This window comes from Streptomyces sp. NPDC050738 (assembly GCF_040654175.1).
In the GTDB taxonomy this organism is placed as follows: domain Bacteria; phylum Actinomycetota; class Actinomycetes; order Streptomycetales; family Streptomycetaceae; genus Streptomyces.
The window spans coordinates 104442-118560 of record NZ_JBFAHN010000008.1 but is presented as its reverse complement, the minus strand read 5'-3'; the positions used below and the strand labels follow the sequence as shown (position 1 = coordinate 118560).

Below are 14119 nucleotides of genomic sequence, written 5' to 3'. Positions count from 1 at the left end.
GCAATGAAGCCCACCTCCCGTAAGTCCTCCATAGCCCTTGCGGCCGCTGTGGCCTCTCTGGCCGTTCTCGCCACTGCCTGTGGCGGCGACGACTCCAGCAGCAAGAGCGCCGGGACCGGCACCGCCGCCGAGCCGGTCAAGATCTCCTACTGGTCCTGGATGCCCGGGACGAAGGACATGACCGCGGAGTTCAACAAGACCCACAAGAACATCCAGGTCACGTACTCCGAGATCCCGGCCGGTCTGGCCGGCGGCTACGACAAGCTCGGCAAGGCCGTCAAGGCGGGCAACGCCCCCGACGTCGTCAACGCCGAGTACCAGGCGCTCCCCGACCTCGTCACCCAGGGCCTCCTGAAGGACTCCTCCGCAGAGCTCGGCGACACCGTCAAGAGCTACTCCCCCGAGTCGGTCCAGTCCCTGGTGACGCTCGGCGGCAAGACCTGGGCGGCCCCCTACGACGTCGGCCCGCAGACGTTCTACTACCGCACCGACCTCTTCAAGAAGTACGGCGTCGAGGTCCCCAAGACCTGGGCCGAGTTCAAGACCGCCGCCGAGAAGATCAAGACGGCGTCCAAGGGCAAGTCCCGGATGCTCTCCTTCTGGGGCGACGACACCGCCACCTGGGCCGGTCTCGTCCAGCAGGCCGGCGGCAAGTGGTACGCCTCCGAGGGCGACTCCTGGAAGGTGAACATCGCCAGCCCCGAGACCCAGAAGGTCGCGGACTACTGGAAGGACCTGGTCAAGAGCGACCTGGTCTACAACGACGTCTCCTGGAGCCCGGAGTCGACCAAGAAGGTCACCGACGGCTCGGCCATCGCCTACCTGGGCGCGGCCTGGAGCGCGGGCGGCGTGAAGACCTCGTACCCCAAGCAGGCAGGCAACTGGGCCGAGGCCCCGCTGCCCAACTGGGGCACCGCCGCCACCGGCTCCGTCGGCGGCTCGTCCTTCGCCATCTCCAAGGACTCCAAGAAGGCCGCCGCTGCCGCCGAGTTCATCAAGTGGGCGACCACCGACAAGACCGCCGTCAAGGCCCGCCTCGCGGCCGGCACCTCCAGCGGCCTGCCCGCCAACGAGGACCTGCGCTCCACCGCGAAGGACACCTTCGACGCCAAGTTCTTCGGCGGCCAGGACATCTACGCCCTCGCGGGCGACCAGGTGAAGACCATCCCGACGGGCTGGGTCTGGAGCCCGACCCACAACTCCACTTCGGTGTCGCTGACCGCCGCCCTCGGCAAGGTCAAGGCCTCCGGCGACTTCTGGTCCGCCTTCCAGGCCGGGCAGAAGGCCGCCGAGAAGGGCATCACCGACCGCGGTCTGAAGCTCGCGAAGTAGCCCTTCGCCGCTGCAGCTCTCCGGCCGGGGCGGCCTGATCCCGCCCCGGCCGGAGTGGTCCGGCATCCTCCCGACCCCCCGCACCCTCTTCACGTACGGACCAAAGGAGCCTTTGGTGTCATCACGGCTCGGCCGCGGTCAGCGCAGCACCCCCGCTCTGTTCATCGCCCCCTTCTTCCTGCTCTTCATCGCCGTGATGATCGTTCCGATCGGTTACGCGATCTGGATGAGCCTCTTCCGCGAGGAGTCCTCCGGTCTCGGCTTCGGCGGCTCCCACACGGTCTTCGCCGGACTCGGCAACTACACGCGCGCCCTGGGCGACTCGGTCTTCCGCGACAGCTTCCTGCACGTCGCCCTCTACTGCCTGATCTACATCCCGCTGATGGTCGGCGGCGCCCTCGCGCTGGCCCTGCTCGTGGACTCCGCGATGGCCCGGGCGAAGAAGTTCTTCCAGCTGGCGTACTTCCTGCCGCACGCGGTGCCGGGAATGATCGCCGCGATCATCTGGGTCTACCTCTACACCCCGAGCCTCAGCCCGATCACCCAGTTCCTGAAGAGCTTCGGCGCGAGCTGGGACTTCCTCGGCAACGACGCCGTCCTGTTCTCCATGGCCAACGCCGCCGCCTGGCAGTGGATCGGCTACAACATGGTGATCTTCTACGCCGCCCTGCAGGCCGTCCCGCGCGAGACGCTGGAGGCCGCCCTGGTGGACGGCGCCGGTCATTTCCGCACAGCGGTCGCCGTGAAGCTCCCGATGATCCGCTCCTCGGTCGTCCTCACCATGCTCTTCACCGCCGTCGGCGCCATCCAGCTCTTCACCGAGCCCGAGATCCTGCGCGCCAAGGCGCCGTCACTGGCCCCCGAGTGGTCCCCGACCATGTACATCTACCAGGCCGCCTTCTCCAAGCACGACTACGGAACGGCCGCCGCGGCCTCCCTGATGCTCGCCGTGCTCGGAGCGCTGCTCTCCTTTGTGATCACCAAGTTCGGCAACCGCTGGAAGGAGGCGTAGAGCATGAGCGTCGACACCAAGGTCCCGAACGCAGCGTCCCCCGCCGCCACTTCGGACCGTCCCGTGCGGCCCAGCCGCTCCCGCACCACCCGCCCGCGCGGCGGTGCGACCGCGTCGTCCTTCTCGTCGAAGGCCGCCGTCAACACCGTCCTCGTCATCATGGCGTTCTACACGCTGATGCCGCTGACCTGGCTGCTCTTCGCCGCCACCAAGGACAACAGCGACCTCTTCGCCCACCCCGGCTTCGAGCTCGGAGACTTCAACCTCTTCTCCAACCTCAGCCGTCTCTTCTCCTACGACGACGGCATCTTCGCCACCTGGCTCGGCAACAGCATGCTGTACTCGGTCGTCGGCGCCGCGGCATCGGCCTTCATCAGCCTCCTCGCCGGCTATGCCTTCGACAAATACAGCTTCCCGCTCAAGAACAAGATGTACGCGGTCGTCCTGCTCGGCATCCTCGTGCCCTCGACCGTCGTCTCGCTGCCGATGTACCTGATGGCGTCCAAGGTCGGCCTGGTCAACACCTACTGGGCCGTCCTGATCCCCGGCCTCGTCAACCCCTTCGGCGTCTACCTCGCCCGGGTCTTCTCCGAGGGCTACGTCCCCGGCGAGACCCTGGAGGCCGCCCGCATGGACGGCGCGAGCGAGATCCGGCTCTTCCGGTCGGTCTCGCTGCCGATGATGGCCCCGGCCTTCATGACGATCTTCCTGTTCTCCTTCACCGGCAGCTGGAACAACTTCTTCCTGCCACTGGTGATGCTGAACGACAGCTCGAAATACCCGGTCACCCTCGGCATCTACAACTGGAACCAGACGGTCTCCCAGTACCCCGAGTTCTACCAACTGGTCATCACGGGCTCGCTGATCTCGGTGATCCCGCTCGCCATCGCCTTCCTCGGCCTGCAGCGCTACTGGCGCTCCGGCCTCACCGCCGGAGCCGTCAAGTGACCCGTCGCCCCCACACCGTCCTGGCGATGGAGGAATCGGTGCGGGACGCGCTCTTCGACGAGGAGGCGTACGCCCGGCTCGCCCAGGTCGCGGACACCGACCCCTCGGTGGTCGTACGCGACTTCGCCGACCCCGCGCACACCGCCCGCCTCGCCGAGGCCGAGGTCCTGTTCAGCGGCTGGGGCTGCCCGCCGCTGACCGCCGAAGTGCTGGAGCGGATGCCGAAGCTGCGCGCGGTCGTGCACGCGGCGGGCTCGGTCAAGCACCACATCACCGACGCCTGCTGGGAACGCGGCATCACGGTCTCGTCGGCCGCCGGGGTCAACGCGCTCCCCGTTGCCGAGTACACCGTCGCCGCGATCCTCTTCGCCGGGAAGCGGGTGCTGCCGGCCGCAGCCGCGTACCGCACCGCGCGCACCTGGATCAGCCCGATCGACGTCATCGGGACGGGCGGCAACTTCCGCCGTACGGTCGGCGTCGTCGGCGCCTCCCGGATCGGGCGGCGCGTGATCGAGCTGCTGCGCCCCTTCGATCTGCGGGTCCTCGTACACGACCCGTTCCTCGACCCGGCGGAGGCGCGGGCGCTCGGCGCGGAGCCGGTGTCGCTCGACACGCTGGCCCTGTCGAGCGATGTAGTCACCGTGCACGCGCCCGAACTCCCCGAGACCCACCACCTGTTCGACCGGGCACGGCTGTCCTTGCTGCGGGACGGAGCGACGCTCGTCAACACGGCGCGCGGCTCGCTCGTGGACACGCAGGCGCTGACCGACGAGCTCGTCTCGGGGCGGTTGCAGGCCGTTCTCGACGTGACCGACCCGGAGATCCTGCCCGCCGACTCTCCGCTGTTCGATCTGGAGAACTGCCTGCTCACGCCGCACATCGCGGGCTCGCTCGGCAATGAGCTGGGCCGTATGACGCACCACGCGATGGACGAGCTGGAGCAGTACGCCGCAGGTCTTCCCTTCGCCGATCCGGTACGGGCCGAAGCGCTCGCCCACTCGGCCTGACTGGAGTCACGTACCCCCGATGATCATCCCCCGCCCTGCTCAATTCACCCTTGGGGAGGGCGGGTTCACGCTCACCTCCGCCACTCCGGTCCTCGCCGACGCGCCGCTGGAACGGGCCGCCCGGCAGCTGCGGGGCGCGCTCGCGCCGTCGCTGGGGGCGCTGCCGCCGGAGGGCGGGGAGGGGGCCGCGGTCCAGTTCCGTACGGACTCCACACTCGGTGAGGAGGCATACCGTCTCGCGGTCGTACGCGACGGTGTGCTCATCGAGGCGTCGGCGCACGCCGGGGCCTTCTATGCCGTGCAGACGCTGCTCCAGCTGCTGCCCGCGCGGGTGCTCCGGACCGCCCTGGCCGTGCCGGGGCCGCTGGAGGTGCCGTGCGTGAGCGTGGCCGACGAACCGCGGTTCGGGTGGCGGGGGACGCTGATCGATGTGGCGCGGCGGTTCCTGCCCAAGCGCGAACTGCTCAGGTACATCGACCTGTTGGCGCTGCACAAGCTGAACGTGCTGCATCTGCATCTCACGGACGACCAGGGCTGGCGCATCGAGATCAAGCGCTATCCGCGGCTGACGGAGACCGGGTCGTGGCGGCGCGAGTCGACGGTCGGCTCGTCGAAGCACGGGCGGCTCGACGGGCGTCCGCACGGTGGGTTCTACACCCAGGAGGACATCCGCGAGATCGTCGCGTACGCGGCGGAGCGGGCGATCACCGTCGTACCGGAAATCGACCTTCCCGGGCACACGCAGGCGGCGATCGCGGCCTATCCCGAGCTGGGGAACACGGGGGGTGGGGTGGAGGTCGGCACGGCGTGGGGGCCTGCGCGGCATGTCCTGAACGCCGAGGACACGACCGTGGAGTTCTTCAAGGGTGTGTACGAGGAGGTGCTCGATCTCTTCCCCTCGCCGTATGTGTGCGTGGGCGGGGACGAATGCGTACAGGCGGAGTGGCGGGAGAGCCCTCGGGTCCAGGAGCGGATGCGGGAGCTGGGGCTCGCGGACGAGGACGCGCTGCAGAGCTGGTACATCCGGCAGTTCGACGCGTTCCTGACCGAGCGCGGCCGGAAGCTGCTGGGCTGGGACGAGATCCTGGCGGGCGGGCTCGCGGAGGGCGCGACGGTGATGTCGTGGCGGGGGACGCGGGGAGCGGTCGCGGCGGCGCGGGCGGGGCACGATGTGGTGGCGTGTCCGCTGACCGATGTGTACTTCGACTTCCGGCAGTCGGAGTCGGCCGACGAGCCGATCGGGGTGGGGTGCGTGACGACGGTCGAGGACGCGTACGCCTTCGAGCCCGTGCCGGCCGGGCTGACGCCCGAGGAGGCGGTGCATGTGCTGGGCGGGCAGGCGCAGTTGTGGACCGAGGTGGTGGACGGGGCGCGGGGGCTCGACTACCTGGCGTTTCCCCGGGTGTCCGCCTTCGCGGAGGCGGTGTGGTCGGGCGGGGAGCGCGACTTCAAGGAGTTCGGGGGGCGGTTGGTGCGGCATCTGGAGCGGTTGGACGCGCTGGGGGTGGAGTACCGGCCGCTGGGCGGGCCGCTGCCTTGGCAGACGCGGCCCGATGCGGTGGGGTGGGGGCGGGATCGGGCGGCGATGCTTCTGGATGTGCTGGGTGGGCCCGAACACTAGGCGCGGTCCGCGTCGGGCGGGGAGGGGGTCACCCCACCCCGCCCCTTCCCGCTGTGACACTTTGCGGCTCCGCCGCGTGGCCGGGCTGCGCCCCGGCCCCCGCCTTTGCAGGGGCTTCGCCCCCGGCACCCCCGTACGCGACCTTCGGCCGCGTGTCCTCAATCGCCGGACGGGCTTGATTTTGCTGATGCCGGGGCTACGTCCCCGGTATCGGGTACGCGAGCGGACAGCCGGGCAGGGGGCTCGCGGCCAGCGGCGTGGTGCCGGCCGTGTCGTCAGGCGGCGAAGTTCGCCTTGATCCGCTGCTGGATGTAGTCCGCTGCCGTGATCGGGGGATAGCGGCCGGCTGGGCTTTCGATCACGACATCCCGGTCGGCCTGTGCGAAGAACGCGATGCTGTAGCGCGCTGACCGGTCGTCGTCCGGGCCGGGGGACTTCACGCGGTGGAAGTTCGACGGCAGTCGGTCGTCGCTCCAGCGCATCAGCATGTCGCCGATGTTGCAGGTGATCACGGAGTCGGCCGGTTCGACCGGCGTCCACTCCTGTGCCTCGGCCTCCTTGCCCGGACACACCTGCAGGCCGCCTTGCCCCGCCCGCTGGAACAGCAGGGTCAGGCAGTCGAAGTCCGTGTGCGCTCCCGCCCGCCACACATTGGCCGGGATCTCGGTGTCCTCGGGCACGGCGAAGTAGTGCAGCATGCGCAGCGTCGACTGGTACTGGGGGCTCGCCGGGTCGTGGGCCCGGGCAAAGAATCCGTCGGGCAGGCCGAGCTTGTCGGCGAAGCAGGACAGCACCCGCATCGCCAGCTCTCGGCAGCTCGCCTCGAAGGCGAGCACGCGCTCGCGGAAGCCGGGCAGCGCGTCGTCCGGCCACAGCCCGTCCATATGCGGGCGGGTCAGCTGGTACGACTCCTTCTGGTCCGGCGTCCCGGTGGACGGGCGGACCTGAGTCATGGACTCCCAGCCCGAGTTGAGCCCCTTCTTCAGGCCATGGCGCGCCTTGGTCTCCTCCGTGAGCGCGAAGAAGCGCTCGGCGTCGGCGAACGCCCCGTCGACCATGTCCTGTTCGAGGCCGTGGTTCACCAGCTGGAAGAAGCCGATGTCGGTGGCGGCGGCCCACAGCTCCTCGGTGATCTCGGCCTTGCGGGCGTCGAAGTCACTCAGGTCGATCCGGTGGATCTTCCGCGCGGAGGTCTCGGTTCCGGCCCCGCCCATGCGGGTTTCCTTGGCCAGTTCGGCAAGGTGATACGTCGTATCGTTCATCGCGTCTGTCGCTCCTCGAAGCGATCGTGGGGTACGGAACGCAGTCACCGCCCCTGCTGTCCCCACCGCGGCACTCAGAGGTCCGCGGGCACGGTCGCGGCGGTTGCCCCTTCGCGGGCCCGGCGCCGTGGACTGGCACGGGCCCCGGAACGCAGGTGCGGCGGGACCCGTACGCGATGTGCTCAGCCTGCCCGGCGGGTGTTTCCGCCAGGGATCACGGTGTTACGCGGCCGTAAAGGCGAGCCTGGCACCCAACTCCGCCGAAGGCAGGCGGACATGCTCGCCGTCACGTACCAGAATCTCGCCCCCGACCATGACGGCCGCCACGGTCCTGCCGCTCGCGCACGTCAGCAGGGTGGCCCCCGGGTCACGTACCGGAAGGCAGGCGTAGTCCCGGTCGAAGCGGTACAGGACGAGGTCCGCCTGCATACCGGCCCGCACCCCGTCCGGGCGCTCCTCCAGACCGAGGACCTGGTTCGCGCCGTTCGAGGCCAGCGCGAACATCTCCGGGAAGCCGAGCAGATCGGCCCGGCGCTGCGCGGCGCGCTGAAGGTACGCCCCGATGCGCAGCGCCTCCAGCATGTCCTGGGTGTCGTTGCTGGCCGCGCCGTCGACCCCGAGCCCGACCCGCAGGCCGTCGGCCAGCATGTCCGGCACCGGGGCGATCCCGCTGCCGAGCCGCATGTTGCTGAGCGGGTTGTACGAGACGCCGACCCCGTGCCGCGCGAGCGTCGCGCGGCCGGCCGCGTCCAGCTCCACGCAGTGCACGGCGAGCAGCCGGTCCCACAGGAAACCGGCCTGCTCCAGATAGGCGACGGCGCCGAGTCCGGTGTGCTCACGGCACATCGAGTCGTCCGTCGCCGTCTCCAGCAGGTGCAGCGAGACGGGGAGCGCGCGCTCATCGGCGTACGCGCGCACGGCCGCCATCCCCTCCCGCGTCAGGCACCGCGGGTTGGGTACCGCGATGCCGATGTCGACCCTGCTGCCGCGCGCTGCGGCGATCAGCTCGTCCGTGTGCGCCAGCGCCTCGTCGACCGGCTGCATCAGGCGCGGGTCGAAGCCCCACTTCCGGCTCTGGTCGGCGCGGTCGGCGACGCCCCGGCACAGCACGGCTCGTATACCGCTGTCGCGCAGCGCCCGGAGGATGGCGTCGTGCACCTCGGGGGAAGGGTGCGGCCACATGTGCTCGACGAGCGTGGTCGTTCCGCTGCGCAGGGCCTCCGCGGCGGCGGCCGTCGCGGTCGCGTACGCCCGGTCGGGAGTCAGCAGCGCCGCTTCCTCTCCGACGGCGCTGAGCCAGGCGAGCAGCGGCAGGCCCTCGCCGATGCCGCGCAGACCCGCCTGGAAGAGATGCGTGTGCGTATTGACGAATCCGGGTGCGAGGTGGCCGCCGGATCCGTCCAGGACCCGCTGTCCGTACGGGAGTTCACCTGCCGGTACGAGCGCCTGGATCCTTCCGTCTGCCAAGTGGACGTCCATGCCCGTGTGCCAGCTGCCCCCGCTGTAGACGGTGACGTCGGTGATCGTGTCGAGAGTCATCCGACGGGGTCCTTACGGGAGCGGGGGGTGTGATGGAAGAGCAGGTTCAGCGCGAAGGCGACGATCCCGGTGACGGCGATGCCGCTCTCCATGATCGTGCGCGCGTACGAAGGGAGGGGGGCGTAGAAGTCCGGCGCGCCCACCGGCACCATGCCGAGCCCGAAGGCGAGCGCGGCGGTCAGCAGATTCCGGGAGTCGGTGAGATCGGCCCGTGCCAGGATGCGCAGACCCACCGCGCCGACCATGCCGAACATGACGAGCGAGACCCCGCCGAGTACGGGTCCCGGTACGGCGGCGACGGCCGCGCCCAGGACGGGCACGAACGCCAGGACCACCATCAACAGGCCTGACAGCGCCACGACATGACGGCTCCGTACGCGCGTCACGCTCACCAGGCCCACCGACTGACCGAACGTCACGATGGGGAAGGATGCGAGCGCCCCGGACACCACGGTCGCGGCGCCGTCCGCGCGCAACGCCCTCACCACGGTGGCCGCGTCGTCGCCGCGTTCGACGATCTGACCGACGGCGAGCGTGTCGCCGACCGACTCGACCATGTTCACGAGCTGCACGACCAGCATCGCCGCGATCGCGGGAACGATGAAGGTGGGCGCTCCGAATGCGGTCGGGTCCGGCGCCGACACCACGCCCGCGTCCCTCACGGCCGAGCCGTCGAACAGGCCGAGCGGTACGGCGAGCAGGGCCCCCACGGACATCGCGACCAGCACCGAGAACCGGGCGAGCGCGGGCGGCGCGAGCCGCTCCACGAGGACGACGAGCAGCACGGTCACCGCCGCCAGGGCGAGCCCGCGTCCGCCGCCCGCACCGTTCCCGCCGGTGATGAGGCCTGCCGCGGACGGCACGAGCGAGAAGCCGATCACGGCGATGACGGTGCCGGTGACCAGCGGCGGGAAGAGATGCAGCCAGCGCCCGAACCACGGTGCGACGGCCACGGTCACCAGACCGGACACGATCGTGGCCCCGAACACGGCGGCGAGCCCGTGCTCCTTGCCGATGAGGACGGCGGGCGTGATGGCGGTGAACGTCGACCCCATCACGATCGGCAGTCGCGCGCCGAACCACTTCACCCCCAGCGACTGCAGCAGCGTGGCGAGTCCGCTCACCAGCAGATTGGCGCTGATGAGGAGCCGTATGCGGTCCTCGGGAAGGTGGAGCGCGGTGCCCACGAGCAGCGGCATCGTGGACATGCCCGCGTACGCGACGAGCAGATGCTGGAGACTCAGCGGCACCAGGCGGCGCAGGGGCGGCCGGACGTCGACGGGGTGCGGGACCGGCACGGGCGCGAGGTCATGCGTGACCACAGCCATCGTTCCTCCCTGAAAACTCGGTGGAAGATGGCTGGTTAGCGCCACCGCCGCCGAGCCGCGGTGCGCACACCGGCCGTTGCAGCCATGACCGGTGTACGGGCGACCGTAGGGACAGTGTGTTTCGCACGCGTTGCCGTGAGAAATCGATGGAGCGGGGGTTCGGGAGCGGCGCCCCCGAACCCCCGCCGACCGCGTCTACGACCCGCAGTGGAACTTCGCGTTGCCCCAGTCCGCGTGGTCGTTTCCGTTGCCGTCGCCGCCGTCGCCGACCACCAGGTCCACGTACTTGGCCCCCGTGACGTCCGCCGTCAGCGACCACGCCGGGTCGACCGCCTTCAGCACCGGTGACTGCACCTTCTGCGTGCCGTCCGACAGGACGCTGTACTGCACGCTCCCCCGCGTCGGCTGGGCGTCGTCGACCCCCACCTCCGCCGTGAAGCTCGTGCACTTGCCGCCCAGGAAGTAGCGGATCCTGGCGGGGGCGTGCGTGCCGAGGCCCTTCTCGTACGAGATGCCGCCGATCTTCAGCGGTGTCCCGTCGCCCGCCGCCTGGTCTCCGTTCTCCATGTCCTTCTCGGCCGGGCCCCAGCCGTTCTCCATCGACGTCCAGTCCATGTCACTGGCCCAGGTGTCGACGGTGGGCGGCGGCGGGAGGGTGCGTACCGATGTCGTCGCCGACAGGGCCCTCGGAGAACCTTCGACCTTGTACTCCGCCGCCGAACTCAGCTCGTACGCCTGGTACTTGGCATCCACCGGCGGTGTCACCTGCCACGTCCCCGTCACCTGTGCACCCGGTGCCACCGAGTCGAAGGCGACCGGGCCCGACGGCTCGGCCGTCCAGCCTGCGGGGAGCGTCAGGGAGACGGACACGTGCGTCGCCGCCGTCGCCTCGTCGTTGCTGAACGTCGCCGTCACCTTGTTCTTCGCGCCGGGCTCCAGCGTCTGCTCGGCCGGGTCGACGGTGAGCGTGCCGCACGCCGCCTTCTCGGCGGCCGGACCCAGGTCCGTCACCGTGAAGCCGTCCAGGACGAAGTCCGCACCCTCGGGGGCGTCGTCGCGCTTGCGCAGGCCGGTGAAGGTGTCGCCGCAGCCCGCCGTGACGGTCTCGGCGAAGTGGGCCGTGGTGCGCTGCCGGCCGAGCGGGGTCTGCCGGGTCTCGACGGAGCCGCCTGCCGCGTTCGTACGGTCGTAGCCGGTGACCCACTCATAGGCGGCGGCGTGGCTCGACTGGTAGTCGAATTCGACCTTGTACGTGTGGCCGTCCGTCATCGGGACCGTCGAGGGCGCCGTGCGGTAGACCAGGCCTGCGTTCTCCTCATGGGACTTGAGGGACTCGCCGCCGCCGATGACGTCGTCGATGAGCTTCCCGTTCCAGCCGGCCTGCGTGTAGGGGGCGTGGAGCTGGGCGATGTGGGTGCGCGGGTCGTTGGAGCCGCCCGAGTCGCCCTTGATGAACGGGCCCCAGCCCTGGTCGACGGCTTCGAAGTCCTCGTAGGAGACGGTTCCTGGCTTGGTGGCCGGGGCGTTCTCGATCAGGCGGATGTCGTCGAGGCGGACCGACGCGGCCGAACTACCCTTTGTTGCCTCGATCTTGAGGGTCGCGCGGCCGTTCCTGGGCGCCGTGAAGTTCACCTTGGCCCGCTGGAAGTACGTCCCGTGCCAGTCCGATGCCGCCAGGTTGTTCTCGACCGTAGAGCGCTCGACCGTCACCTGCTGCCCACCGGCGGAGAGCGTCGTACGGCGCGCCTTGCCCGGCTCGACCTCCACCCACGCGGAGGCCGTGTAGCGCTTGCTGGGGGTCAGGCCGTCGATGCGCTGGGAGACCGCGGCGGCGGCGTCGCCGGAGAGCTTCGCGCTGTTGCGGCCCTGGCTGTCCGTGTCGCGTACGACGGTGCCTGTCGCGTCCCAGTCACCGAGCCGGGCGTCGTTGAAGCCCGGGTCCTGGACCTTGGTGCCCTCGCCCCACTGGGGGGCGGCGGCCTTCGGGGCGTGGTCCGGGTAGAGGACGTACGCCTGGCCCGCGGCCGCGGTCAGCGTGATCTTTCCGCCCACGGGGCGGACCGTCGCAACCTTCTGACGGCCGTTGTCCGTGAGCTTATAGACGGTGTACGAGCCGTTCGGGACGGTCCAACTGCTCGTACCACCAGCCTTGTTGTAGTGGTAGAGCTTCTTGCCGCCGTCCCACGGGAGGAGGTAGATCGTACCGTCGAGGACCTTGCGGCCGTCGTCGTAGAACGTGCGCTTGCCGTTCTCGACCGTGCCGGTCACACCGCCCGTGAACGTGATGTCGTTGCCGTCCCAGCGGGTGATCTTCTGGTGCTGGAGGTACTTGGCGGGCAGGTCGCGCTGCCAGACGTTGTCCGTGAACTTCGTCCAGTCCGTCTCGCCCGTCCAGCCCTCGAACTCGTCGATGGCGGTCTGGCCGAGGACCGGGTCGTTGTTCCAGACGTCCTTCTCGTCGTTGCGGATGAACCGGATGATCTTGGAGTTGAGGCCCTTGTCGGTGGGGCCGCCGTAGTCCAGGTCATTGGCCCAGTGCGACCAGAGCGAGCCGCGCTCGAACTTGTCGGCCCACTCGGAGGCGACGTTCCAGCCCTGGCCCTGGATGGACTGCATCGTCTTGTCGGCGATCCAGCCGTGCGTGTAGTACACGTCGACGTACAGCATCGAGAGGTTGGAGTCCGTCTCGTCGCGCAGCTTCTTCAGGCGCGCGGTGAGGTTCCCGCTGTTCACGTCGCGGCGCTGGTCGATGTAGTAGCTCTGGTCGAGCCAGTTCCAGCCGGGCGAGTTCTTGTTGACGAGAGCGTCGTCGAAGGTCGTCGCGACCGGGTACGCCTCGGTGGCGTTGATGTGCGCGCCGAACGTGGCGCCCCACTTCTTGCCGTCCTTGAGCAGGGTGTTGAGGTCCTTGAGGCCGCCCGCCCGCTTGTTGATGTCGAAGTAGTCGGGGTGGGCGGAGTCGTGGCCCTCGGACGCGTACCCCTTGAGCAGCGCCATCTGCCCGAGCCCGTCCGTCGAGAGCGAGATCCGCTTGACGTCGTCGAGAGTGCGCAGGAAGGGGTGCGTGGCCTGGCTGGCGAAGTTGAACGGGATGTGGGTGATGACCCGGTCGGGCGTCTGATCGCCGCCCTTGGGCTTGATGCCGATGGTGCGGAAGGCCACCGCGCCGTCCTGCCAGTCGACCGCGCCGTCGCCGTTGGCGTCAGGGGTGACGACGACCTTGGCCCAGGGGAGGTTGTTGCCGGTCTCGGGGGCCGGTGCGCCGCTCCCCCGGTACGTCCACTGCCCCGACCAGACGCCGACGCGCACGGAGCCGTCCGCGTCCTTGCGGGCCTGGTGCCAGAAGCGGGCCTCGTCGCCGCCGGTCGCGCCGCTGGGCTTGTCGTAGCTGGAGTTGGACTCGACGGCCGCGGCGAGCCCGCCCGTGTTGACGATCGCGTACGTCGCGCCGACGGGAGCGGCGTCGGGCGCCGTCCCGCCCGTGACCTTGCCGAACACGTCGGCGGTCCGCGTGGAGTCGTTGTCGAGCCGGGTGAAGGCGGTGGCCGCGCCCGTGTCCGTACTGGAGACGGAGACCAGGTCGTGGCCGGGGATGTCGATGGTGCCGACCCGGAACGCCTCGGTGTCGCGTACGGCGGTGACCTTGAAGGTGGTGGCACGCCCCGCGACCGAGAGCGTCGCGTCGATCTCGACTCCGTCGAGGCCGGTGAAAGTGAGGCTGTAGCGGGCGCTCGCGGCGGTGACGACGGGGTCGCCCTTGAGCTGTACCGGGTAGGCCTTGCCGTTGAGGGTGACCTCGGTGACCGGCTTCGTACTGCCGAGGAGGGTCGCGCCTGTTCCCCTGTCGGTGTACGAGACGACGCGTGGGAAGTCCTTGGCGACGGCCACCGACAGCTGCGGCGAGCCGATGACGGCCTCCCCGGCGGCGGCAGCGGACACGGGGGCCGCTGCCGCCGCCGGGAGGGCGGGTCCGACCAGGGCGAATACGGCGGATGAGGCGGCGGCGAGGGCACACGCCGCACGGAATCTTCGAGGCATGAGCACTGATCTAGCCGCGCCGCCGCACCCCG

At 69.9% G+C, this 14119-nt stretch carries 9 protein-coding genes; 5 read left to right on the top strand and 4 right to left on the bottom strand.

Features of this window, described 5'->3' with window-relative positions; all coding sequences use genetic code 11:
- Positions 1–3: 3 nt before the first annotated feature.
- The 5 genes from AB0H78_RS21785 to AB0H78_RS21765 all read left to right on the top strand — a co-directional run bounded on the left by AB0H78_RS21785 (position 4) and on the right by AB0H78_RS21765 (position 5920).
- A complete protein-coding gene (locus tag AB0H78_RS21785; RefSeq protein ID WP_363236167.1) occupies positions 4–1332 on the top strand; it encodes an extracellular solute-binding protein in 1329 nt (442 codons plus the stop codon).
- A gap of 115 nt (positions 1333–1447) precedes the next feature.
- Complete coding sequence (locus AB0H78_RS21780) at positions 1448–2344, top strand: sugar ABC transporter permease (protein WP_363236166.1); 897 nt, start codon at positions 1448–1450, stop codon at positions 2342–2344.
- Positions 2345–2503: 159 nt separating this feature from the next.
- Positions 2504–3292, top strand: coding sequence for a carbohydrate ABC transporter permease (locus AB0H78_RS21775; RefSeq protein WP_363236382.1), 789 nt, complete (start codon positions 2504–2506; stop codon positions 3290–3292).
- 26 nt (positions 3293–3318) lie between these two features.
- The gene (locus AB0H78_RS21770) at positions 3319–4299 is read left to right on the top strand and encodes a hydroxyacid dehydrogenase (protein WP_363236381.1); all 981 of its coding nucleotides are present in this window, start codon (positions 3319–3321) and stop codon (positions 4297–4299) included.
- 19 nt (positions 4300–4318) lie between these two features.
- Positions 4319–5920 (top strand): beta-N-acetylhexosaminidase, encoded by a 1602-nt coding sequence (locus AB0H78_RS21765; protein WP_363236165.1) that lies wholly within the window; start codon positions 4319–4321, stop codon positions 5918–5920.
- A gap of 275 nt (positions 5921–6195) precedes the next feature.
- Here the strand turns inward: AB0H78_RS21765 and AB0H78_RS21760 are convergent, their stop codons facing one another.
- From AB0H78_RS21760 to AB0H78_RS21745, 4 genes are all read right to left on the bottom strand, one after another.
- On the bottom strand, positions 6196–7182 hold the full coding sequence (locus tag AB0H78_RS21760; protein ID WP_363236164.1) for a 2-oxoglutarate and iron-dependent oxygenase domain-containing protein: 987 nt from the start codon (positions 7180–7182) through the stop codon (positions 6196–6198).
- 222 nt (positions 7183–7404) lie between these two features.
- The gene (locus AB0H78_RS21755) at positions 7405–8721 is read right to left on the bottom strand and encodes an amidohydrolase family protein (RefSeq protein ID WP_363236163.1); all 1317 of its coding nucleotides are present in this window, start codon (positions 8719–8721) and stop codon (positions 7405–7407) included.
- On the bottom strand, positions 8718–10049 hold the full coding sequence (locus AB0H78_RS21750) for a nucleobase:cation symporter-2 family protein (protein WP_363236162.1): 1332 nt from the start codon (positions 10047–10049) through the stop codon (positions 8718–8720). The genes AB0H78_RS21755 and AB0H78_RS21750 overlap by 4 nt, the downstream gene beginning before the upstream one ends.
- Positions 10050–10244: 195 nt before the next feature.
- Entirely contained in the window at positions 10245–14087 is a 3843-nt protein-coding gene (locus AB0H78_RS21745) for an endo-alpha-N-acetylgalactosaminidase family protein (protein WP_363236161.1), read from the bottom strand.
- Positions 14088–14119 lie beyond the last annotated feature (32 nt).

Excerpts from the sequence above, each read along its gene's own strand:
- AB0H78_RS21785 (WP_363236167.1), top strand. The coding sequence starts at position 4 with ATGAAGCCCACCTCCCGTAAGTCCTCCATAGCCCTTGCGGCCGCTGTG.
- AB0H78_RS21775 (WP_363236382.1), top strand. The coding sequence starts at position 2,504 with ATGGCGTTCTACACGCTGATGCCGCTGACCTGGCTGCTCTTCGCCGCC.
- AB0H78_RS21770 (WP_363236381.1), top strand. The coding sequence starts at position 3,319 with ATGGAGGAATCGGTGCGGGACGCGCTCTTCGACGAGGAGGCGTACGCC.
- AB0H78_RS21765 (WP_363236165.1), top strand. The coding sequence starts at position 4,319 with ATGATCATCCCCCGCCCTGCTCAATTCACCCTTGGGGAGGGCGGGTTC.
- AB0H78_RS21760 (WP_363236164.1), bottom strand. The coding sequence starts at position 7,182 with ATGAACGATACGACGTATCACCTTGCCGAACTGGCCAAGGAAACCCGC.
- AB0H78_RS21755 (WP_363236163.1), bottom strand. The coding sequence starts at position 8,721 with ATGACTCTCGACACGATCACCGACGTCACCGTCTACAGCGGGGGCAGC.
- AB0H78_RS21750 (WP_363236162.1), bottom strand. The coding sequence starts at position 10,049 with ATGGCTGTGGTCACGCATGACCTCGCGCCCGTGCCGGTCCCGCACCCC.
- AB0H78_RS21745 (WP_363236161.1), bottom strand. The coding sequence starts at position 14,087 with ATGCCTCGAAGATTCCGTGCGGCGTGTGCCCTCGCCGCCGCCTCATCC.